The organism is Mucilaginibacter rubeus, assembly GCF_014643835.1.
Classification (GTDB): domain Bacteria; phylum Bacteroidota; class Bacteroidia; order Sphingobacteriales; family Sphingobacteriaceae; genus Mucilaginibacter; species Mucilaginibacter rubeus.
This window is the reverse complement of the sequence record NZ_BMKD01000004.1, coordinates 148,452-172,474: the sequence shown is the minus strand read 5'-3', so window position 1 is coordinate 172,474 and position 24,023 is coordinate 148,452. Positions and strand designations below refer to the sequence as shown.

Genomic DNA, 24,023 nt, shown 5'->3' with positions numbered 1-24,023 from the left:
AACAAACAAAAAGCATTAAAAGTAAAAATTTAAATAAAATGGCGGATTTAAAAGCGTTTGCTGAACAGTTGGTAAACTTAACAGTAAAAGAAGTAAACGAATTAGCTCAAATATTAAAAGATGAGTATGGTATTGAGCCTGCTGCTGCTGCTGTAGCAGTTGCTGCTCCTGCTGCTGACGGTGGCGATGCTGCTCCAGCTGCTGCTGAGCAAACTGCATTTGACGTTATCCTGAAAGAAGCAGGTGGCGCTAAATTAGCAGTTGTTAAATTAGTAAAAGACTTAACTGGCCTTGGTTTGAAAGAAGCTAAAGATCTTGTTGACGGTGCACCAAAAGAACTTAAAACTGGTGTAACTAAAGAAGAAGCTGAATCTTTGAAAAAACAATTAGAAGAAGCCGGAGCAGTAGTTGAGGTTAAGTAATTTAACCTACTGAAATATAGCATCAAGACTCCGACCATAAACGGTCGGGGTCTATTGCTGTTTATAAAGGTTTTGAATTAGATGTGAGATATTAGATATGAGATTTGAGATTTTTCAAATCGCTATTTCATATCTCAGATCTCATGTCTCAAGTCTCACATCTACAAAAATTAATAACTAAAATTTAAATACCTTGGCAAACAATAATAATCAAAGAGTAAACTTTGCAACCAGTAGAAAGGTACTTGATTACCCTGATTTTCTGGATGTTCAGTTACAATCTTTCCAGGAATTTTTTCAATTGGAAACCACTTCCGACAACCGTTATAAAGAAGGGCTGTTTAAAGTGTTTGCCGAAAACTTTCCTATTTCAGATTCAAGAAACATCTTTGTCCTGGAGTTTCTTGACTACTTTATTGATCCGCCCCGTTATGATATACAAGAGTGTATCGAACGCGGATTAACTTACAGCGTACCATTAAAAGCAAAGCTTCGCCTGTCATGTAATGATGAGGAGCACGAAGATTTTGAAACAATTGTACAGGACGTGTACCTGGGTACTATCCCATATATGACGCCAAAAGGTACATTTGTTATTAATGGTGCCGAGCGTGTAATTGTATCACAGTTACACCGTTCGCCAGGTGTGTTCTTTGGTCAGAGCCGCCATACCAACGGTACAAAATTATACTCGGCCCGTGTTATTCCTTTCAAAGGTTCATGGATTGAGTTTGCTACAGACGTTAACAACGTGATGTATGCTTACATTGACCGTAAAAAGAAATTCCCGGTTACTACGTTGCTTCGCGCCATTGGTTATGACTCTGATAAAGATATATTAGAGCTGTTTGAACTGGCCGACGAGGTTAAAGTAAGCAAATCAGGCCTTAAGAAATATATTGGCCGTAAGCTTGCTGCAAGGGTACTTAAAACATGGATCGAAGACTTTGTGGATGAAGATACCGGTGAGGTAGTTTCTATCCCTCGTAATGAGATTATCCTTGAGCGTGAAACCTTACTGGAAGACGACCATATTGATATGATCATTGACTCGGGTGTTAAAACCATTATCCTTAACAAGGAAGACGCTTCAACCAGCGGTGATTATACTATTATATACAATACCTTACAGAAAGATACTTCCAACTCTGAGAAGGAAGCGGTTGAACATATCTACCGCCAGTTACGTAACGCTGAACCACCTGATGAAGAAACAGCTCGTGGTATCATCGATCGTTTATTCTTTTCAGATAAAAGATATGACCTGGGTGATGTGGGCCGGTACCGCATCAACCGTAAATTGAAACTGAGCACTTCGGAAGAAACTAAAGTTTTAACCAAGCAGGATATCATCGCGATTGTTAAATATCTGATCAAATTAATCAACTCAAAAGCTGAGGTGGATGATATCGATCACTTGTCAAACCGTCGTGTGCGTACCGTTGGTGAGCAGCTTTATGCTCAGTTTGGCGTAGGTTTGGCACGTATGGCCCGTACCATTCGTGAGCGTATGAACATCCGTGACAACGAGGTGTTCACACCAACCGACCTGATCAACGCACGTACATTATCATCTGTGATCAACTCGTTCTTCGGAACAAACCAGTTATCACAGTTCATGGACCAAACCAATCCACTGGCAGAGATCACGCACAAGCGTCGTCTGTCAGCCTTAGGCCCCGGCGGTCTGTCGCGTGAGCGTGCAGGCTTCGAGGTTCGTGACGTTCACTATACCCACTACGGTAGGTTGTGTACTATCGAAACTCCCGAAGGTCCGAACATTGGTTTGATTTCATCACTTTGCGTACACGCTAAGATCAACAACTTAGGCTTTATCGAAACTCCGTACAAACGTGTAGTTGACGGTAAAGTTATGGTTGATGAGCCGGTTATCTATTTATCTGCTGAAGATGAAGACGGTAAAACCATTGGCCAGGCAAACGCGGTATATGATGACAAAGGTGAGTTTGAATTGCCACGTGTAAAAGCACGTTTCGAAGGTGACTTCCCGGTTATCGAGCCAGAGCGTCTGGATTTGATGGACATCGCTCCAAACCAGATTACTTCAATTGCGGCTTCGCTGATTCCGTTCTTAGAGCATGATGACGCCAACCGTGCATTGATGGGTTCAAACATGCAACGCCAGGCCGTACCATTGTTGCGCCCTGAAGCGCCAATTGTTGGTACTGGTTTGGAAGGTCGTGTTGCAAAAGACTCCCGTACCCTGATCAACGCCGAAGGCGATGGTGTGGTTGAGTACGTTGATGCTAACGAAATCCGTATTAAATATGACCGTAACGAACTTGATCGTTTGATCTCGTTTGAAGGAGATAGCAAAAGCTACCGATTAACCAAGTTTAAGAAAACCAACCAAAGCACCACCATGAACCTTAAGCCTATTGTTAAAAAAGGCCAGAGGGTTGAAAAAGGTGAAGTACTTTGCGAAGGTTACGCTACCCAGAATGGCGAGCTTGCATTGGGCCGTAACCTTAAAGTAGCGTTCATGCCTTGGCAGGGATATAACTTTGAGGATGCGATTGTAATCTCTGAGCGTGTTGTTTCACAAGATATCTTTACTTCAATCCACGTTGAAGAGTTCGAGCTTGAAGTTCGTGATACTAAACGTGGTGAGGAAGAGTTAACACCAGATATCCCTAACGTATCAGAAGAAGCTACTAAAGACCTTGACGAAGACGGTATCATCCGTGTAGGTGCCGAGGTTAAAGAAGGCGACATCCTGATTGGTAAGATCACCCCTAAAGGTGAGTCAGACCCATCACCGGAAGAAAAACTGTTACGCGCTATCTTCGGTGATAAAGCCGGCGACGTTAAAGATGCTTCATTGAAAACCCCGCCGTCAATTGCCGGTGTTGTTATTGATACCAAATTGTTCTCTCGTGCTAAGAAAACTTCAAAAGCTGAAGAAAAAGCACAGTTAGAGAAATTGGATAACAAGCATGATAAAGCTGTAAAAGATCTGAAAAATACCTTGATCGAAAAGTTATTTGAGATTGTTAACGGTAAAACTTCGCAAGGTGTTTATAACGTTTATAAAGAGTTACAGGTTCCTAAAGGTGTTAAATTCACCCAAAAAATATTAGTTGAGCTTAATTACGATAACATTAACCCAACTAAATGGACTACTGATGACGATAAAAACGATCAGATCAAGATCCTTCTTCATAACTTCAACATTAAGTACAATGAAGAGTTGGGTGCTTACCGTCGTGATAAATTCGCTATCAGTGTGGGTGATGAGCTTCCATCAGGCATCGTGCAAATGGCTAAAGTTTATATCGCTAAAAAGCGTAAGCTTAAAGTAGGTGATAAAATGGCGGGTCGTCACGGTAACAAAGGTATCGTTGCACGTATTGTACGTGACGAAGACATGCCTTTCCTTGAAGACGGAACACCGGTTGATATTGTGTTGAACCCACTGGGTGTACCTTCACGTATGAACTTGGGCCAGATCTATGAAACCGTATTAGGCTGGGCCGGTAAAGAGCTTGGTGTTAAATTTGCTACTCCAATCTTCGACGGTGCAAGCCATGAAGAAGTGGAAGAGTGGATTAAGAAAGCCAACTTACCAGAATCAGGCCGTACTTACTTATACAATGGTTTAACAGGTGATCGTTTTGATCAGCAAACTACTGTAGGTATTATCTACATGCTGAAATTAGGTCACATGGTTGATGATAAGATGCACGCCCGTTCAATCGGTCCGTACTCATTGATCACTCAGCAACCATTGGGCGGTAAAGCACAATTCGGTGGCCAGCGTTTTGGTGAGATGGAGGTTTGGGCACTGGAAGCATTTGGTGCATCAAACATCCTGCAGGAGATATTAACCGTTAAATCGGATGATGTTATCGGCCGCGCCAAAACATATGAGGCTATTGTTAAAGGTGAAAACCTGCCAACGCCATCAGTTCCTGAATCATTCAATGTATTGGTTCACGAGTTACGCGGCTTAGGTTTGGATATCACCTTAGAATAAGGTAAAAGGATAAAGGTGAAAGGTAAAAGATTATGTCCCTTACCTTTCACCCTTTAAAAGTCATTAGATAACAGGAGAAGGAATCGGCAGAAAAGGAAAACCTTTCGCCCTTCGCCTTTCACCTTTAACCTACAAAAAAAGAGATATGTCTTACAAAAAGGATAATAAAATCAAAAGTAACTTTACCACCATTACCATCAGTTTAGCCTCTCCAGAGTCTATCCTTGAGCGTTCAAGCGGTGAAGTTTTAAAGCCGGAAACCATTAACTACCGTACTTACAAACCCGAGCGTGATGGTTTGTTCTGCGAGCGTATTTTTGGTCCGGTTAAGGATTATGAGTGCCATTGCGGTAAATACAAACGTATCCGTTACAAAGGTATCGTGTGCGACCGTTGCGGTGTTGAAGTAACCGAAAAGAAAGTACGTCGTGAGCGTATGGGCCACATCAACCTGGTGGTGCCTGTTGCACACATCTGGTACTTCCGCTCATTGCCAAACAAAATTGGTTATTTATTAGGCTTGCCTACAAAAAGGCTCGACCTTATTATATACTACGAGCGTTACGTAGTTATCCAACCGGGTATTAAAGAAGCAGACGGAATCAACAAAATGGATTTCCTTACTGAAGAAGAATACCTTGACGTATTGGATACCCTTCCAAAAGAAAACCAGTACCTTGACGATAAAGATCCTCAGAAATTTGTTGCCAAAATGGGTGCCGAGGCTTTGGAAGAGTTATTAAAACGCCTCGACCTTGACGAATTATCATTCAGCTTGCGTCACCAGGCAGCAAACGAAACTTCTCAGCAACGTAAAAACGAAGCCTTAAAACGTTTACAGGTTGTTGAAGCTTTCCGTGATGCAAAAACCAGGATCGAGAATAACCCTGAGTGGATGATTGTTAAGATTGTTCCGGTTATCCCGCCTGAGTTGCGTCCGTTGGTACCACTGGAAGGTGGCCGTTTCGCTACTTCAGATTTGAACGACCTTTACCGTCGTGTTATTATCCGTAACAATCGTTTAAAACGTTTGATTGAGATTAAAGCACCAGAGGTGATTTTACGTAACGAAAAACGTATGTTGCAGGAAGCTGTGGATTCGTTATTCGATAACTCACGTAAAGTTAACGCGGTAAAAACTGAAGGTAACCGTGCTTTGAAATCACTTTCAGACATCCTGAAAGGTAAGCAAGGCCGTTTCCGTCAGAACTTATTAGGTAAACGTGTGGATTACTCTGCCCGTTCGGTAATTGTTGTAGGTCCTAACCTTAAATTACACGAGTGCGGTTTACCAAAAGATATGGCTGCCGAGCTGTTTAAACCATTTATCATCCGTAAAATGATTGAGCGTGGTGTGGTTAAAACAGTAAAATCTGCCAAAAAAATTGTTGACCGTAAAGACCCATTAGTTTGGGATATTTTGGAAAACGTATTGAAGGGACACCCTGTATTACTAAACCGTGCGCCTACGTTGCACAGGTTAGGTATCCAGTCGTTCCAGCCAAAACTGGTTGAAGGTAAAGCGATCCAATTGCACCCATTAACCTGTACAGCATTCAACGCGGATTTTGACGGTGACCAGATGGCCGTTCACGTACCACTTGGTAACGCGGCAATTTTGGAAGCCCAAATCCTGATGCTTGCTTCGCACAACATCCTTAACCCTGCTAATGGTACGCCTATTACTGTACCATCTCAGGACATGGTGCTTGGTTTGTACTACATAACCAAAGGCCGTAAAACTGATGAAACACGTGTGGTTAAAGGACAAGGTTTAACTTTTTACTCTGCAGAAGAAGTAATTATCGCTTATAACGAGAAAAAACTTGATCTGCATGCGTTTATTAAAGTTAAAGCTTTAGTTAAAGAGCGCGATGGCAAAATCGTAAACAAAATTATTGATACCACTGTAGGTCGTGTGTTGTTTAACCAGCATGTACCAACCGAGGTAGGTTATATCAATGAACTGCTTACCAAAAAATCACTTCGTGATATCATTGGTGAAGTAGTAAAAATCACCGGTATGGCGCGTGCTGCCCAGTTCCTTGACGATATTAAGGAATTAGGATTTAAAATGGCGTTCCAGGGTGGTTTATCATTTAACCTGAAGGATATCAATATCCCTGCAGAAAAAGTAACCCTGATTGATACTGCTTCTAAACAGGTTGATGAGGTGATGAACAACTATAACATGGGTTTCATTACCAACAACGAGCGCTACAACCAGATCATCGATATCTGGACACGTATCAACAACCGCTTAACTGCTAACGTGATGGACATCCTGAGCAACGATAACCAGGGCTTCAACTCTGTTTACATGATGCTTGACTCAGGTGCCCGTGGTTCTAAAGAGCAGATCCGTCAGCTTGCAGGTATGCGTGGTTTGATGGCTAAACCTCAAAAATCAGGTTCAGGTGGTGAGATCATCGAAAACCCGATCCTTTCAAACTTTAAAGAAGGTTTGTCGGTATTGGAGTACTTCATCTCTACCCACGGTGCCCGTAAAGGTTTGGCGGATACGGCGTTGAAAACAGCGGATGCTGGTTACTTAACACGTAGGTTGCATGACGTTGCCCAGGATATGATTGTTGGTGAGGTTGATTGCGGTACTTTAAGAGGTATCTACACAACTGCACTGAAAGATAACGAGGACATTGTTGAGCCTTTATATGACCGTATTTTAGGTCGTACCACTTTACATGATGTTCATGACCCTATTACTAACGAACTGTTAGCAGTGGCTGGTCAGGACATTACCGAAGAGGTTGCCAAAAAGATCGAGAATTCACCGTTAGAAGGTATCGAGATCCGTTCGGTATTAACCTGCGAAAGTAAACGTGGTGTATGTGCATTGTGCTACGGCCGTAACCTTGCAAGCGGTAAACGCGTGCAAAAAGGCGAGGCTGTTGGTGTAATTGCTGCACAGTCAATCGGTGAGCCGGGTACACAGTTAACACTTCGTACATTCCACGTGGGTGGTACCGCGTCAAACATCGCTGCTGAATCTCAGATCAACGCTAAGTTTGATGGTATCATCGAGTTTGAGAACGTACGTACCGTTACTTATGAAACTGCCGAAGACGGCGCTGTTGATGTGGTATTAGGCCGTTCGGGCGAGTTCCGTATTATCGAAGCAGGAAGCAATAAAGTAATTGTTACTAATAATATTCCATACGGTTCATACCTGTATGTAAAAGATGGCAGCAAGATTACCAAAGGCGACCGTATCTGTTCATGGGATCCGTACAACGCGGTAATTATCTCTGAATTTGCGGGTATTGCTCAGTTTGATGCTGTATTGGAAGGCATCACTTTCCGGGAAGAAAGTGACGAGCAAACCGGTCACCGCGAAAAAGTGATCATCGATACCAGGGATAAAACTAAAAACCCGGCTATCCAGATCACAGATAATAAAGGTAACATCATTAAAGGATACAACATTCCGGTAGGTGCACACATCGCTGTTGATGAAGGCGACAGGTTACAAACTGGTCAGGTTATTGCTAAAATCCCACGTTCAACCGGTAAAACACGAGATATTACAGGTGGTTTACCACGTGTAACCGAGTTATTTGAAGCACGTAACCCTTCAAACCCTGCTGTAGTGACTGAAATTGATGGTGTGGTAACTTTAGGTGGTGTTAAACGTGGTAATCGCGAAATCACCATCGAGTCGAAGGATGGCCAGATTAAAAAATACCTTGTACCGCTTTCAAAACACATCCTTGTACAGGATAATGACTTTGTTAAAGCCGGTATGCCATTGTCTGACGGCTCAATTTCACCTTCAGACATCCTTGCTATCAAAGGCCCTGCCGCAGTACAAGAGTACCTTGTTAACGGTATCCAGGAAGTTTACCGCTTACAGGGTGTGAAGATCAATGATAAGCACTTTGAGGTTATCGTTCACCAGATGATGCAGAAAGTTCAGATCGAAGACGCGGGCGATACCCGTTTCTTAGAACGTGAAGCTGTTGACGGCTGGGATTTTATGAACGAGAACGACGAGATTTATGACAAGAAAGTTGTTGTTGACCCAGGCGATTCAACTACATTGAAAGCTGGGCAGATAGTTTCATTACGCCGCTTACGCGATGAAAACTCAGTATTGAAACGCCGCGACCTTAAATTGGTTGAGGTACGTGACGCAATCCCTGCAACGTCAAGTCCGATACTGCAAGGTATCACCAGGGCATCGTTAGGTACGAAGTCGTTTATCTCGGCAGCGTCGTTCCAGGAAACTACCAAAGTACTGAACGAAGCAGCTATCGCAGGTAAAAAAGACAATATGCTTGGCCTGAAAGAAAACGTTATCGTAGGTCACTTAATACCTTCAGGTACCGGTTTACGCGAGTATGAAAATATCCGTGTAGGCTCACAGGAAGAATTTGACCGCCTGATGGCTTCGAAAGCAGAAGAGTTGGAAGCTTAATTTTCAACTGTTTAAATATTTTATTGAGCCTCCCGGTTTCCGGGAGGCTTTTTTTATAACTTTTTTTAAAATTGTTAAAACAAAGGTAAAACATCTCTGTTCTACGTTCGACCTTGCGCAAGGTCACAATGGGGTTGATCCATGTTATCGAAAGTAAAACAAGGCTCAATAATCACCTCAAAAAAAGGCTGTTTATGGAGAACGTCTTTTTGTTATTTTAGTAGCATGGAAGAACAAAATGAAAATCAGCTCAACATTGAGCTTTCAGAAGAAATTGCAGAAGGTATCTACTCAAACCTGGCTATCATTACTCATTCAAACTCTGAGTTTGTATTGGATTTTATCCGGGTAATGCCAGGCGTACCCAAAGCCAGGGTAAAATCGCGGATCATATTAACCCCCGAGCATGCCAAACGCCTTCTTTCGGCCCTGGAAGATAACATTGAAAAGTATGAAGCCATTAACGGCCGCATCAAAGTACAGCCTGATCATCCAGGTTTCCCTATGAATTTTGGCGGTACAATGGGGCAAGCATAATTGATAATATTATATTAAAATGCCATTTTGGTTAAGGAAAAGTTATGCTTATGCCTTGTTTGTGAAAAATTTAATAATAATGTGTTGTTTTTGAGAAAAAAGTGTATATATTGCAACGTTTTACAACTTACACCTATAAAGACATGAATTCCTAAGTTCTATGAGAAAATCCCATATTGTAAATTCATTTTTAGTTCTGTTCATTTTATTCATTTCTGCAGGGCTGCTTTCTTGCAATTCGGCCAAAAAGGTAAAATATTTTCAAGATCTTGCTGACTCCGGTCAGATGAAAACGATCTCTAAAGCAGATTATCAACCTCCGGTAATTCAACCCGATGATATCCTAACAATTGTTGTGCAGACTATCGATCCTCAAAATACTGCAGCTATTAATGTTGGCAATCTTCCGTTTCCAAGTACAGGCACCTCATTAAATCCTACAAGTTTGTCGAGTGTTAGTCAGCAACCATCGTTAGGTATTTTAGTTGATAAAGATGGTTTTATTACCATTCCAATACTCGGAAAAATCAAAGTTGCCGGCTATACTACATCTGAAGCTACTGAAGTAATAAAGGCGGAGGCCATAAAATATTACAAAGAGCCAACAGTAATAGTGCGTTATGCAAATTTCAAAGTAAGTGTAACTGGGGAAGTACTCAAACCAGGAATGTATGTTTTACCAAATGAAAAGGTAAGTGTGCTCGACGCTATCGCTTTGGCAGGTGATTTAACAATTTTCGCAAAAAGGGATAACGTATTATTAATACGTGAAAATAAAGATGGTACTAAAACTCCATATCGTTTTAATCTGAAAAAAAGCGACATAATGAGTTCTCCTTACTTTTATCTGCATCAAAATGACATAATTTATGTAGAACCCGGACCAGGTAAAGTTTCAACAACCGATGCTTCACAAGCAAGATATTACACCTTAGTTGGGTCCTTACTGTCAGTACTAATCGTTTTATTTACAAGAAAATAATATTCAGGAATGAATTTAAATAACCAAAGTCTTGAAAAACCTCAGGAAGAAGTAGGTATTGATTATAAGAAATACATTGCAAGGGTTATCACAAACTGGCCGCTGTTTTTGATTTGTATAGTGGTGTTTGGAGCTGTGGGATTAGTTTACAAAAGATATGCCACTCCTAATTATAAAGTTAATGCTTTAATGATAGTTGAGCCCGAAGATAAAACAGGGGGAGGCGGTTCTGCGGCAGGCGGCTTAAGTAATTTAACTGATATATCATCTTTATTCGGTATCCCTAATAACGCCGAAAATGAAGTTCAGATATTGAACTCAAGGCACATCGTAAGCAACGTAGTAAAGGCGTTGAATTTAAACGTTGTAATTAGATTAAATGGGAGAATTAAGAAAACCGAGCTTTTTGACGAAGCTCCTTTCACGATTGATGTTACCAATAAACGCGATTCTATTGATCTCAGAAGGTATAATGTAACAGTTAAAAATGATTTGATACATATACACAACAGCGTTGAAGATATTGATATAAATGCTAAGTATGGTCAGAAAGTAAGTTTACCGCAATATGATATTGTTTTCAATCCGACAGGAAACCCGGTAGACAAGATCGGTTACGTTGTGGATATTGCGTCTGTCGAATCTTCTGTTGAAGCTCTATCTAAAGGTGTACAGGTAAGTTTGTCCAGTAAAACGACCACTACGATCAATCTATCTTTAGATTATCCCAATTCAAAAAAGGGTGAGGCCATCTTGAATAAGATGATGGAGATTTATCTGAAAGCCAACAGGGATAATAAAGTTCAGATTGCTGATAGTACCCTTACATTTATTGACGAACGGTTAGAATTGGTAGGCAAGCAATTGCAAGGAGTAGAACAGAGTTTTGAGCAATTCCGAAAAACAAATAAGATTGCCGATGTTGATGAACAATCAAAAGCTTTGATAGGATCTGCAAGCGATTTCCAAAAACAGATCAGTGCACTTGATGTACAAATTTCGGTAGTTCAGGATTTGTTGAAGTTTCTGAATAATCCAAATAACAAAAAGGTTATCCCTGTTACAGCGTTAGGATCTGATAATCAAACTATCTCTGATGTTGTAGGGCGCTATAATGAATTGTTGCTTGATCGTGATCGCCAAAGTTTGGCAAGCACCGAAAAAAACCCTTATATACAAGCTCTTGATAGTCAAATTGAGAGCCTACGCCTTATCGTACTGAAAAATATCAATTCGTACTTAAAAGGGTTAACCGTAAGCAGAGCCAATCTCCAAAATCAAAGCAATAGTTCTTTAAATAAAATAGAAAATGTGCCCGCCCAGGCAAGAATATTCTTAGATTATACAAGACAGCAAACAGTTAAGCAGGACCTGTATGTTTACTTATTGCAAAAACGGGAAGAAACAGCAATATCTAAAACATCAACCATTTCAACAGCAAGGGTAGTAGACCCGGCTAAAAGCAGCTATGAGCCTGATAAATCAAAAATATCACTGGTTTTTGTATTGTGTTTAATAATGGGCTTTGTTTGTCCGTTAGTTTTTCTGGGGATAAGAGAAATGTTGAACGTCAAAATTATTTCCAAATATGACGTTGAGGAACATACTAAAATACCGGTTGTTGGAGAAATTAGCCACAATGACGAAGAACAATCGTTAGTGGTTACCAATAAATCAAGATCTATCATTTCCGAACAGTTTAGAGGATTGAGAACAAATTCTCAGTTTCTATTAAATGCTGACAAACCACAGGTAATAATGGTAACATCAAGCATGAGTGGTGAAGGGAAGTCATTTATATCATTGAACCTGGGTAGTGTATTGGCTCTGAGTGGCAAAAAGGTTGTTTTTATAGAGTTGGATTTACGTAAACCAAAGCTGTCTCAAAACATAGGGATTGATAATAGCTACGGGTTTACGAATTACGCTATATCAAACACGGTTGAAGTTGACGCAATTATTAAACCTACATGGTTTAGCGAAGATTGTTTCATCATTAGTTCAGGCGCCATTCCTCCAAACCCGTCCGAATTACTACTCAGCGCCAAGCTTGGTACTATGATTGAAGAATTAAAGAAAAAATTTGATTATATAATTATAGATAGCGCCCCAGTAGGTTTGGTTTCTGATGCATTGTTAATTGAGAAATATGCCGACCTCACTTTGTATATAGTACGGCAGCGTTATACTTTAAAAGCTCAATTAGGTCTTATAAATGATCTTGTTGTATCAAATAAAATGAAAAAAGCTTATTTGGTCATTAATGATATCGAGACTAAGAAAGGCGGGTACTATGGTTACGGGTACGGCTACGGGTACGGCTATGGTTACGGTTATGGCTATGGTGATTATATAGATCAGGGAAACTCAAAAAAGGGCTTTTTTGACTTCATCAAGAAGAAGAAATAGCATTATGAGATCAACTATTTAGTTGATCTCATAATACTATCTAACAATAATCAGCATCGAATTATTGATAACTAAAATTTATTTTTTATGGCAGGGAATAGGTATGAGCAGCTTGATTCACTAAGAGGGATTGCGAGTTCTCAGGTTTTTTTGATGCATTTGCTATCGATCTCATCGGTATTCTTTGCGGCTACTTACTGGGGAGTGCCCGATGCGGGCACTATGTATAGCACCTCAAAGTGGGCATATATCCTTACCTATACTCCGTTAGCGTTCTTTAAAGCTGGTAATGAAGCCGTTGTTTTTTTTTTCATACTAAGCGGGTTTGTTTTATCAGGAACACTATTTAACAGAGTTAATTATCTGCTATTTAAGCAATATTTAGTAAAGAGATTTTTTAGATTATGGGTGCCTTTTATTATCGTTATTGTACTCTCAATAATTTTAAGAAAGCTTTTTTACACCCCGGGTATTAGCAGCCACCCTGAAATTAGCTTTTGGTTTAAAAAAATGTGGGAGCACCCTGTTTCTGTAATCAATTTTATTAAATTTCTTTTTTTACAAGGCGGTACGCACAATGTTGATACTACATTGTGGAGTTTAATAATTGAAATAAAGATATCTATATTATTGCCGCTTTTTATTTTATTGATGGACCGGCTCAATAATGGATATAAAAACGCGGTGTTTTTAATAGTAGTAATCTTAGTATCGCATTTTTCTTTTTCTTTATTAAGCGATAACCCCAAGATTATCTATGATGCAAAAGTTTTACATTATGTGTCTCCTTTTATTTTGGGCGCTTACTTAAATAAGTATCTGAAATTTTGGGTTAATAAAATAAATAACTACTCAAATTTATCTGCCTGTGTTTTGTTCTTTATTATGGTTATTCTTTATTGTATTGATGGGCTAAAGCATTTTATTGAACCGGTGCCTGCCCTGTATTACATAGTTGATAGCATAAGTTATGAGGTGCAAATGTTTGCAAGTTTGGCCTTTATCATCTTGTCATTTCATAGTTTGTTTCAACGGAGGTTATTACATTCTATTTGGCTTCGATTAGGCCAGATATCATATAGCCTTTACCTGATTCATCCCTTACTATTATTAAGTGTTACTTATTTGCTGTTGCAAAAATGGCAACTGTTTGAAATATGGGTGTTGCTTATACCATTAACACTGGGCTTGTCATATGTGTTTTATAGATATGTGGAAACCCCGATAAATGATTACGGTAGAGAATTAGCCAAAAAGTTAAAGGGAAAGAAAGCAGAAGTGGATAATAAAAAAAAAACTGAGGAACAAGTTAAAATTAAAGCCATATAAACAATTTATAATATTAAATAATTAAGCATGAAAGTAGTAATATTAGCTGGTGGATTAGGAACCCGATTATCAGAAGAAACGATACTTAAGCCAAAACCAATGGTTGAAATCGGGGGTATGCCAATATTATGGCATATAATGAAAATTTATTCTCACTACGGGTTTACAGACTTTGTTGTTTGCCTCGGTTATAAAGGCTACTTGATAAAGGAATATTTTGCCAATTATTACCTGCATAAATCCAACGTAACAATCAACCTGGCAAATAACGATGTAAAGGTTCACGATACCCAAGCTGAGCCATGGAATATTACATTGGTTGATACCGGTTTAGAAACAATGACAGGTGGCCGTTTAAAACGTGTAAAAGAATACCTAAACGGCGAACCATTTATGCTAACCTATGGTGACGGTGTTGCCGACATCGATGTAAACGAACTGGTAGCTTTTCATGAATCTCACGGCAAATTAATAACGCTCACTTCTGTACAACCCGAAGGCCGTTTTGGGTTGATAAACTTTGATGATAGCCAAAAGATTTTGTCGTTCCAGGAGAAACCGAAAGGCGATGGAGGATGGAGTAATGGTGGTTTCTTTGTTTGTCAGCCTGAAGTTATCGATTATCTTGAAGATGATACTACAATATTTGAACGGGCACCACTCGAGAATCTTGCGAAAGACGGCCAATTGTTCGCCTACAAACATCACGGTTTCTGGAAACCTATGGATACCGTGAGAGATAAAGCGCAACTCGAAGAAATGATTGCTTCAGGTACTGCCTCATGGATTAAATGGTAGTTTTTTCTATAATAGATAAGTACTTATACTAAAAATACACTATGGAAAATTTGTTTAACGGCTTTTATAAAAACAGAAGAGTGCTTGTAACCGGGCACACTGGTTTTAAAGGTTCGTGGTTATGCTTAGTACTTAATAGGTTAGGTGCCAAAGTTTACGGTTATTCGCTGCCTTCTCCAACAACTCCGAGTTTGTTTTCTATCGCTCGTGTGAACGAACTTGTAACTTCTGAAATAAATGACATCAGGAATTATAACGCCCTTGCGAAATTTATGGATGAGGTGAAACCTGAAGTTGTTATACATATGGCTGCTCAACCCCTGGTCAGAGAATCATATAAAAACCCTGTAGAAACTTACGAGGTTAACGTGATGGGCACCGTAAATCTTTTACAAGCTATAAGGAACACAAAAAGTGTAAAAGCGGTAGTAAATGTAACCACTGATAAATGCTATGAAAATAAAGAATGGGTTTGGGGATACAGAGAAGATGAACCGATGGGCGGCTATGATCCATATTCAAATAGCAAAGGTTGCTCGGAATTAGTGACATCATCTTTTAGAAATTCTTTTTTCAATCCGGAGGCATATAGTCAACATGGAGTTGGCCTGGCATCTGGCAGGGCTGGGAATGTGATTGGCGGCGGCGATTGGGCAGTTGATCGTTTAATACCTGATTTTATTCGTGCTATCACTAATAACGAAAAAGTTGTAATAAGAAACCCTAATGCCATTAGGCCATGGCAACATGTTCTTGAGCCGCTTTCAGGTTATTTAACGTTAGCCGAAAAATTGTATCAGGATGGTGTTAAGTACGCTGAAGGATGGAATTTTGGCCCTGATGACTCTGACGCGAAGAACGTAGGCTGGATAATTGATAAGATATGTTCGCTATGGGGTGATGGTGCTCAGTTTGGATTGGACACCGGCAATAACCCACACGAAGCCAATTATTTAAAACTGGATTGCTCAAAAGCCAAAACTTTGCTCGGATGGTATCCTAAATGGGGAATAGAAACCGCGTTAGGAAATATCGTTGAGTGGACCAAGGCTTACCGCGATAATTTGGATATGAAAGAGGTTAGCTATAAACAAATTGAGCGCTATTTTTTAGGTTAAGTGTATAATAGTTTTATATAATAATAGAAAAATGATATTTACCGAAACAAAATTAAAAGGAGCTTACATAATTGACCTTTCTTTAAGGCAGGATGACCGTGGTTTTTTTGCCCGCGCATTTTGTGCTGATGAGTTTAAAAAGATGGGATTGAAATATAACATGGTTCAAAGCAACCTTTCTAAATCAATACACAAAAACACACTCAGGGGGATGCATTTCCAAATTGACGGCGCTGAAGAAGCCAAACTTATACGCTGTATAAGAGGCGCCATAACTGATGTTATTATTGATATCCGCCCTGAATCAGCTACTTATTGCGAACATATATCGGTTGAATTAACCGGAGATAATTACAAGATGATATATGTACCTGAAGGATTTGCACACGGGTATCTAACAAATGAGGATAATTCTGAGATCTTTTACCAGGTTTCAAACTTCTATACTCCTGGCAGCGAAAGGGGCATAAGGTGGAATGATCCGTTATTTGGTATTAACTGGGGCATAACCAATCCGATAATTTCTGAAAAAGATAATTCTCATCCTGATTTTATAAAAAAATAATCAAGCATACCTATGAAAGTACTTATAAGCGGAGGCGGAGGCTATATCGGATCAAATTTATTAAATAAAATAATTGACAAAAGCGAAGCGGTAGGGGTATTGGGTAGAAAAAACAATCTTTCTGTTCAGTCAGAAAAAATTGTTTTTTATGAGGCGGACATTACGCAGCCAATAAAAATAGAACTTAAGCATCAATATGACGTGTTTATCCATTTGGCTGCCGCGAATGATATTGATTCTTTGGATCCTAAAACAGCTATGCTCACTACAGTATTGGGTACTAAATACTGTCTTGATCTGTGTAAGGCCAACGGCATAAACAAGTTCATTTACTTTTCAACTTTCCAGGTATATGGAAAGGTAAGTGGAGTAATGAATGAAGAAACGGTGCTTGAGCCTGTAAATGATTATGCTATAACCCACATGCAGGCCGAAGATTATGTTAAGATGTTTAGCCGGACAACTTCAATAAAGCACATTATTGTGAGGCCTACTAATATTTATGGTGCCCCGGTTAATAAAGATATTGATAGATGGACACTTGTACCTAATTGTTTTTGCAAAGAAGCGGTTGAAAAGAAGACCATCACATTAATGAGTTCCGGAAAGCAAACAAGAGATTTTATCGATTTGAATGATCTATCAAACGTTACTATTATGCTCTGCGAATCATTTGCTGATTATGAAAATACAATCGTTAATGGAGCATCCGGAAACAATTTTACCATAGTTGAGATCGCTGGAATAGTAAAAGAGATTTATGAGGATAAGTACAATGAAGAGTGCAAACTGGTAATAAAATCTGATCAGCCTTTAGAAGCAAACGAGGTTTCGATAAGTACGGATATGATTACAAAATCGGGATTCAGTTTGTCCGGTAAAGAATCTATCAGAGCCGAAATTTCGAGGATATTTGATCTGCTTAAATAACGTATTGCCTGGTTACAAATTAACATTTAAAATTCAGTTCTATTAACGTAACAATGTATGTTGCACAAGATTTTCCGATATCTCAAGACATTAATCAAAATGGATTATTTTTCCAGGTTAATGTTAATCAGAAGAACATATCGTCACGTTTTTACACAATTTTATTTAAAGTTTTTTTTTAACGGTGTTGGCAAAAAGGCCATAGTTTTTAAGCAAAATATATTAGTATTTGCTAAAGGAATTACATTAGGAAATAATGCAATTCTTTTACCTAACAGCCGGATAGAACTTTTGCCACGTTATGCGGGAGTGGAATTTGAACCTAAGTTAGTTTTAGGTGATAATTCTCAAATTCATCCAAACTGCCATATTACCTGTGCAGATTCAATAGTTATCGGTAACGATGTAATTGTCACATCAAACGTAACGATTACTGATATAATACATCCGCATGATGATATTAACATTCCGATAAATAAAACTAAACTCAAAACCTTTCCGGTAAAGTTGGGTGATCAAACTTATGTTTATAACAACTCGGTTATACTTCCGGGCACCGAAACAGGCAGGCATTGTGTAATTGCCGCTAATAGCGTTGTAAGTGGAAAGTATCCTGATTACTGTGTGATTGCTGGAGCACCTGCCAAAATCATAAAAAAATATAATGCAGAATCGGGTTTATGGGAAAAAGTTTAACCGTGTTTACAAGCCGCAGAAGTTGCTTAATACAATCTTTGTTTGGCTTTAATAATATTTAATGTTTGTTTCAAAATATCCTTATTAATAATAGAAAAATTATTTTATGAATAAAATCCTTGTTGTTACAACGGCTCATGATGAAGATTATCAATTTGACCAGTGGTGCAGTTTTTATAATGAGTTTAAAGATGAAGTGTATGAACACGTAATTGTTGATAACGGTTCAAAACCCGGCTATAAAAAGAAAGTTAGGGACTATTACACAAATTCAACAATTATTGAGCTTGAGAAAGATGGTGGTGTAGCAGGTGGCTTCAATGCCGGGATAAAATATGCCATGACCCGGGATTGTACGCACATCATTTTTATAATTCAGGATATGTACCTTCCAAAGGGCAGCCTTACCCGTATGGCTGAAATAATGGAAGAAAAGCCTGAATATGGAGTTATATGCCCGGTGATTTTTTATGAAAAAAGATCGCCCATAATTCGCGAATACGGAGGTGAGATTTCAACTAAGGATTTTGTGATAAAGAAACATTATGTAGGATCTAAACTTGATGCTTCTATCCCGGCTTATAAAGAGGTGACTTTTGTTTGTGGAGGAATGTATATGGTTAAAAAGGAGTTTTGGGAAAAAGTTGGTCTTTACGATGAGAAGATATTTTTATACGGCGACGAAACAGATGTATTTTACCGGGCAGTCAAACATGGTATTAAGATAGCGGTTACCACTGATGTTCATTGCTGGCATGAACATATATGGAAAGATGGCGCAGGTGAAAAAGGAAGGCGGTTCCCATCAAATGAAGCGTTGTTTTATACCGCACGTAATTATTTCTATCTGATTAAGAAACATGGAACCGCCAAAAACCTGGTATATGGCATTGGCAAGCAATTATGGATGCTTCCTAAGTTTGTATACAGGTACATTTTCAGAGATTATTTTCCTGATAAGGTTGGTGTATATATAAAAGGGCTAATGGTAGGGTTGTTTAAAAAGATATAGTGAATAGGTAAGGCGATGATCCATCCCATTTTTACAGCCTGAAAAAAGATTTTAATTTGATAATGGTTAGTTTAGTAGCGAAGTTTAAAAAAGTAGGTACCTTAAAAGTTGTAAAAAACTTTAGCGAGTTGGTTTTTGGTAACCTGGTTTATCAGGTTTTTAACCTTCTGAGCTTAATTTATATAGCCCGGAGATTAAAATCAGAAGGCTTTGGTGAATTTAGTTACCTACTTGTGCAGGGACAGTTATTTGCTACCATAGCTTCTATCGGGATTAAGAATATTTTAATTCGGAATATAGCCAGAGATCTGAATCAATCAAATACAATTTTTTGGGCTGGTATTTACCTGCAGGGTATCGGATTTATTGGGTCTATTATTTTATTAGGCCTGTACAGCTGGTTGGTATCTCCTTATGATGCATTTACGTTTGTTATTTTAAGTATTAATATAATGTCGTTGAACTTTTGGGATACTTCTGAAGCTGTTTATATGGCTCATCAGAGAATGCTTTATCCCGGAGTGTTAAAATCAATAACATTAGCCATTTGGGTAGTTTTCATTTTTGTCATAAGTAATAAATTGTTTACTTATCAAACTATGTTTATCACCTACACTATAGTGTTGTTTATAAACATAGTGGTTGCCTACTTTGCGTTAAAACAAGCTAAATTGTTAGATAACAAAATAGTTGATTTTGCGGCGACAGTGAAAAACATTTTTGGTCAGGCTTTGCCATACTTTATACTAATCGTGGTAAATCTTCCGATAAACTTTTTGGCAAACAACTTTTTGAAAATAAATAGTAGTAATGCTGAGTTAGGATACTTTAATACAAGCAACAGGCTTACACAGCCCGTAAAATTAATTACAACTCTTGCACTTTCTTCTTTTTTTCCTAACGTAAGCGTGTTATGGGTTAACAATGCCGAACGTTTTAAAGATAAGATTCAGCAATTGATGCCATTGTTTATTAATATTTTATTGCTGATATGCGTGTTCTTTTCAATTTTCAGCAAGGAGATAATCCTCATTGTATTCGGAAAGGACTATCTGCCCGCTATTTTTATTTTTAAATATCAAATTTGGTTTGTTTTCTTATTTACTATCCAGGGTTTGGTCGGAACACTTTGGATGGCAGCAGATAAACAAAGGATTTTGTCGATATGCGGTATAGCGAACGCTATATTATGTACTCCTGTATTGTGGTTTGGGTCGTACTATGGGGCAAAAGGCGAAGCGCTGGCATATTTTTTATCATATTTGATTATTACGCCATTATTGTTTTTGGTTTTCTACAGATCATTGAAGCTAACGTTTTCAGTTATGATAAAGCCTTCAATAGCTTCACTTGCGGTAATAGCTATTGGTATATTTATACCAGATAATAGCTTGATCTTAAGAATAGGAGTATGTGCTTTGATATTCTTTGTTATACTGTACTTTAATAATAGTAGCATTAAAGCTTTTTTTAAACGTGAAAATCAATAACTGTGGTTAGTTTTTTTAATATAATAATGCGTAGATGGCAGTGTTGGGGGTTAAACGGTAAATAGATGAAATTAAAAACTATTTTTCTTTCGCTTATACTTTTTATGGGATCGGGCTATTTCAGGTTGATCTTTTTTAGCGTGAATGTTATTGCCGTAAGTCAGGCGCTGGTTATAATTTATTTATTTGGTACTGTGTTAGCCAATTTGAATAAGTTAAAACTTACCATTTTTCAAAGGCCGATTTTTTTTATACTTGGTTGTGTTTTTATCAGCGCGTTCAATGCTATAATGTTTCATGATCAGGATTTCGCGACTACTTTTCTCGAGCAGCGGTTCATGTACTTTTATTTATTATATTTTTATCTGTTGGTAACAAAGCCGGATATAGATATGATGTATAACACCATATTGATCCTGGCATCACTGGTTTCTTTGATAGTAATCATACAGGTAATAGTTTATCCAATTGAAATTGTAAATAGTTCCAATTTTCTCGTTGAAAGATCAACCGTTCGATTCAGAATCGACGGGCAGGAATACATATATCTGGGACTGTTTTTCCTGATTGACAGAATGATCCGCCAGGGATTTAAGGTGTTTCAATTCGCATTAGTTATTCTTTTAACGGCAGGCTTGTTTTTACAGGGGTCGCGCTATATATTGTTTGCTTGTGCCGTTGGTATATTCCTTTTATTTATCAACTCTAAAGAAAAAGCAAGGGCGATTGTGGTAATGTTCCTTTTATTTGTCGCAGCTATTTTCTTAATCCCAACTAAGTATTATGAAGAGATAACGGCTTTAACGGCCGATCAGATACATCAGGGCGATAGCTACATCAGGGTAAAGGCCGCCAATTATTTCTTGTTTAATTTCTCTGATAATATTTCGGAGGTATTGTTTGGAAATGGACAGTATGATGCCAGTTCGGCATATGGCGCCAAAGTAACGCGATTAGGTGCATCTGAAGGGTATTTTTTATCCGATGTAGGTTTCATAGGAGATTATGCACGCTTTGGACTAATTTATCTGTGTGTATATTTTTCCCTGATATACAAAACCATGCGAAAGTCAAAGAAAACAACGGAGTTTTTTTTCTTAATAACAATACTCTTAATGAGTTTACTCAGCTGGCCATTTTCTTATGCTGCGGGCGTTATCTGCTTTTCAATCTGTCTTTATATAGTCAATGAAAAAGCCCGGTTAAAAAAGATAATGTTAAATAGTCAGGCAGAAACGCAACTTATTAAATCATGAAGGTAGCTGTATTTGCATTAAATTATAAAAACAACTATTCTGGAGGGCGAATCCACGCGCTGATGATGGCGCATGGCTTTGCTGCAAACGGTTATACGGTTGATTATTATACCAATTTAGCGCCGGTGTTTTTTGATGATTTTAACATTTACCCCGGAAGCGGAAATTTGCACTTAAAAGTGAGTAAGTATTTTAATTTTCCGCGTGTAAATAATTATGACTTATTACTGGTTGTTCCGCACCTGGCTTCAAAAAAATCTATCGTGTTTGATAGGTTCTTTTTCTATCCAACTGTTAAGAAGTTTCAACGTGCTTCCAAATGTCAGTTGTGGTTTCTTGATTTCGAAAGTCCAAACTGGATTAATAAACTAACCCCGCAAAGCAGGCCGGAGAGTGCTTATAAATATAGCAATAAGATTTTGCCATCAGTTGATGCAATACTGTCAACTACGAAGGAAGGAACAAAGTATGCTGAAGAATATTATGCCCGATTTAATCCTAACTTAAGTTTTAAACAACTGTATCTGAGTATTAACTCAAAGGTTGCAGATGGTTTTATCGATACTCAAAAAAGAAACCAGGTTATTTATTTCGGACGTTTTGGAGAAAAGCACAAAAACTCAAATGTGCTTAACGATATTATAAATGCTTTACCTGCCGGGTATATTTTACTTGTTATTGGTAATCCGGCAAAATTAAATCCGGAGATATATCAGGATTTGATCAATCAGGCAAAAGAAAACAGTATCGAGTTGGTTTTTAAATCAGGCATTTCTGAGTCCGAAAAATATAAGCATTTAGCGTCGTCAAAACTATTAATCTACAGTTCGTCATTTGAAGGGTATGGTTTACCACCTATAGAGGCACAGTACGTTGGAACGCCGGCGTTATGTTCTGATATTCCGGTATTGAGAGAAGTAAATAAGGGAGCTGAGTTTATCAACTTTGATGATAAAGAAGCATTAACCGCCAAAATTAATAGCATGTTAAACACAAACTATGACAAAGACAAGCTTAAAGCAAGTGTAAGTTCTTTTGCTGAGTTTGATAATTATGTTAAAAATATAAAATATTTAGTTGATTCAATTTAAGATAGAATACATTGTAGAAATGCCGGGTAGTAAAAGGGCAGCTGAAAAATTTTGAATTAATAAACGGCAACCCCATGGTATTATACACTATTAAAGCTGCGAAGGCATCAATAGTTGTTGCTAAAAGTTTAATCGCGATAAAGCAACAATCAAAAAAAGGATAATCTGATTTAAAAGTCAGTCGTTAATAATATTATAATCTCATTCTATGAAATTAGGAAAAGTAATAGCTCATATCCCCGCAAGAGGGGGAAGTAAAAGGGTACAGTCAAAAAACCTTAGGTACATGGATGGTAAACCAATGATTGCCTATAGCATTGAAAGTGCTTTAAGTTGCAACCTATTGGATGAGGTTTATGTGAACACCGATGATGATTCACTTGCGGCAATAGCTGAAAGTTTAAATTGTAAAGTATACCGGCGCCCCGCATTATTGGGTGGTGACGACGCAACCGGCGAAGATTTTACTTATGATTTTATTAATGCTAAAAATCCGGATACACTGGTGCTTATTAATCCTGTTTGTCCTCTGATCCGGGAAGCTGATATCCAAGGTGCGCTCGAGGCATATTCGGCATCAGATGCAGACACCCTTATTGGATGTACACAAACACAAATGCAGTCATTTGTTGATAATGAACCGATAAACATTGTAGTTGACGGCCCGCTTGCCCCGTCGCAGAATAATAGGGTGATTACAATATGTAATTGGGCTGTAACTATATGGAACGCAAATGTTTTTAGAAAACTATACGAAAACAACCGAAGCGGATATTTTGGGGTGAACAGGCTTTTTTGGCCGCTTGACCCATTGGTAGCTGTGAAGGTAAGCGAGGAAAAAGATTTCAGGCTTGCCGAGGCGCTATTAATTGCCAGGAAATATCAGTCAACCCAAAATGCAACGCCCAAGTACTGGAGCAAGTAATTAAGGACACCATTGCATTTTGTCAACATAA

17 protein-coding genes are annotated in these 24,023 nt (G+C 38.5%); all 17 read left to right on the top strand.

The genetic code is table 11. The features are described from left to right. Nucleotides 1–38: 38 nt before the first annotated feature. The 17 genes from rplL (at nucleotide 39) to IEX80_RS14570 (ending at nucleotide 23,992) form a co-directional block, all read left to right on the top strand. Nucleotides 39–422, top strand: a complete 384-nt coding sequence (rplL, locus tag IEX80_RS14650; RefSeq protein ID WP_022833154.1) for a 50S ribosomal protein L7/L12 — start codon at nucleotides 39–41, stop codon at nucleotides 420–422. Nucleotides 423–615: 193 nt separating this feature from the next. Next, nucleotides 616–4,419 carry a DNA-directed RNA polymerase subunit beta gene (gene rpoB / locus IEX80_RS14645; protein WP_188833330.1) on the top strand — a complete coding sequence of 1,268 codons (3,804 nt, stop codon included), beginning with the start codon at nucleotides 616–618 and terminating at the stop codon, nucleotides 4,417–4,419. Nucleotides 4,420–4,564: 145 nt separating this feature from the next. Further along, the gene (gene rpoC / locus IEX80_RS14640; RefSeq protein WP_188833329.1) at nucleotides 4,565–8,854 is read left to right on the top strand and encodes a DNA-directed RNA polymerase subunit beta'; all 4,290 of its coding nucleotides are present in this window, start codon (nucleotides 4,565–4,567) and stop codon (nucleotides 8,852–8,854) included. Between the two features lie 225 nt (nucleotides 8,855–9,079). Further along, on the top strand, nucleotides 9,080–9,391 hold the full coding sequence (locus IEX80_RS14635) for a DUF3467 domain-containing protein (protein ID WP_090528662.1): 312 nt from the start codon (nucleotides 9,080–9,082) through the stop codon (nucleotides 9,389–9,391). Between the two features lie 160 nt (nucleotides 9,392–9,551). Continuing rightward, on the top strand, nucleotides 9,552–10,373 hold the full coding sequence (locus tag IEX80_RS14630) for a polysaccharide biosynthesis/export family protein (RefSeq protein ID WP_090528659.1): 822 nt from the start codon (nucleotides 9,552–9,554) through the stop codon (nucleotides 10,371–10,373). A gap of 9 nt (nucleotides 10,374–10,382) precedes the next feature. Then, nucleotides 10,383–12,782, top strand: coding sequence for a GumC family protein (locus IEX80_RS14625; protein ID WP_188833328.1), 2,400 nt, complete (start codon nucleotides 10,383–10,385; stop codon nucleotides 12,780–12,782). 87 nt (nucleotides 12,783–12,869) lie between these two features. Beyond that, nucleotides 12,870–14,111: an acyltransferase family protein gene (locus tag IEX80_RS14620; protein ID WP_090528652.1), complete on the top strand. Its 1,242-nt coding sequence runs from the start codon at nucleotides 12,870–12,872 to the stop codon at nucleotides 14,109–14,111. 27 nt (nucleotides 14,112–14,138) lie between these two features. Beyond that, the gene (gene rfbF / locus IEX80_RS14615) at nucleotides 14,139–14,909 is read left to right on the top strand and encodes a glucose-1-phosphate cytidylyltransferase (RefSeq protein WP_090528649.1); all 771 of its coding nucleotides are present in this window, start codon (nucleotides 14,139–14,141) and stop codon (nucleotides 14,907–14,909) included. 41 nt (nucleotides 14,910–14,950) lie between these two features. After that, nucleotides 14,951–16,027, top strand: coding sequence for a CDP-glucose 4,6-dehydratase (gene rfbG, locus IEX80_RS14610; RefSeq protein WP_090528646.1), 1,077 nt, complete (start codon nucleotides 14,951–14,953; stop codon nucleotides 16,025–16,027). A 31-nt stretch (nucleotides 16,028–16,058) separates the two neighbouring features. Continuing rightward, nucleotides 16,059–16,592 (top strand): dTDP-4-dehydrorhamnose 3,5-epimerase, encoded by a 534-nt coding sequence (gene rfbC, locus IEX80_RS14605; protein WP_090528643.1) that lies wholly within the window; start codon nucleotides 16,059–16,061, stop codon nucleotides 16,590–16,592. 12 nt (nucleotides 16,593–16,604) lie between these two features. Beyond that, the gene (locus IEX80_RS14600; RefSeq protein ID WP_188833327.1) at nucleotides 16,605–17,522 is read left to right on the top strand and encodes an NAD-dependent epimerase/dehydratase family protein; all 918 of its coding nucleotides are present in this window, start codon (nucleotides 16,605–16,607) and stop codon (nucleotides 17,520–17,522) included. Nucleotides 17,523–17,621: 99 nt separating this feature from the next. Beyond that, on the top strand, nucleotides 17,622–18,218 hold the full coding sequence (locus IEX80_RS14595) for an acyltransferase (protein WP_167516050.1): 597 nt from the start codon (nucleotides 17,622–17,624) through the stop codon (nucleotides 18,216–18,218). Nucleotides 18,219–18,324: 106 nt separating this feature from the next. Beyond that, the gene (locus tag IEX80_RS14590) at nucleotides 18,325–19,230 is read left to right on the top strand and encodes a glycosyltransferase family 2 protein (RefSeq protein ID WP_090528633.1); all 906 of its coding nucleotides are present in this window, start codon (nucleotides 18,325–18,327) and stop codon (nucleotides 19,228–19,230) included. Between the two features lie 62 nt (nucleotides 19,231–19,292). Continuing rightward, nucleotides 19,293–20,720 (top strand): oligosaccharide flippase family protein, encoded by a 1,428-nt coding sequence (locus IEX80_RS14585; RefSeq protein WP_090528630.1) that lies wholly within the window; start codon nucleotides 19,293–19,295, stop codon nucleotides 20,718–20,720. A gap of 575 nt (nucleotides 20,721–21,295) precedes the next feature. Beyond that, nucleotides 21,296–21,976: a hypothetical protein gene (locus tag IEX80_RS14580; RefSeq protein ID WP_139159983.1), complete on the top strand. Its 681-nt coding sequence runs from the start codon at nucleotides 21,296–21,298 to the stop codon at nucleotides 21,974–21,976. Further along, nucleotides 21,973–23,067, top strand: a complete 1,095-nt coding sequence (locus tag IEX80_RS14575; RefSeq protein WP_188833326.1) for a glycosyltransferase family 4 protein — start codon at nucleotides 21,973–21,975, stop codon at nucleotides 23,065–23,067. The genes IEX80_RS14580 and IEX80_RS14575 overlap by 4 nt, the downstream gene beginning before the upstream one ends. 208 nt (nucleotides 23,068–23,275) lie before the next feature. After that, nucleotides 23,276–23,992, top strand: a complete 717-nt coding sequence (locus IEX80_RS14570; protein ID WP_188833325.1) for an acylneuraminate cytidylyltransferase family protein — start codon at nucleotides 23,276–23,278, stop codon at nucleotides 23,990–23,992. Nucleotides 23,993–24,023: the final 31 nt, after the last annotated feature.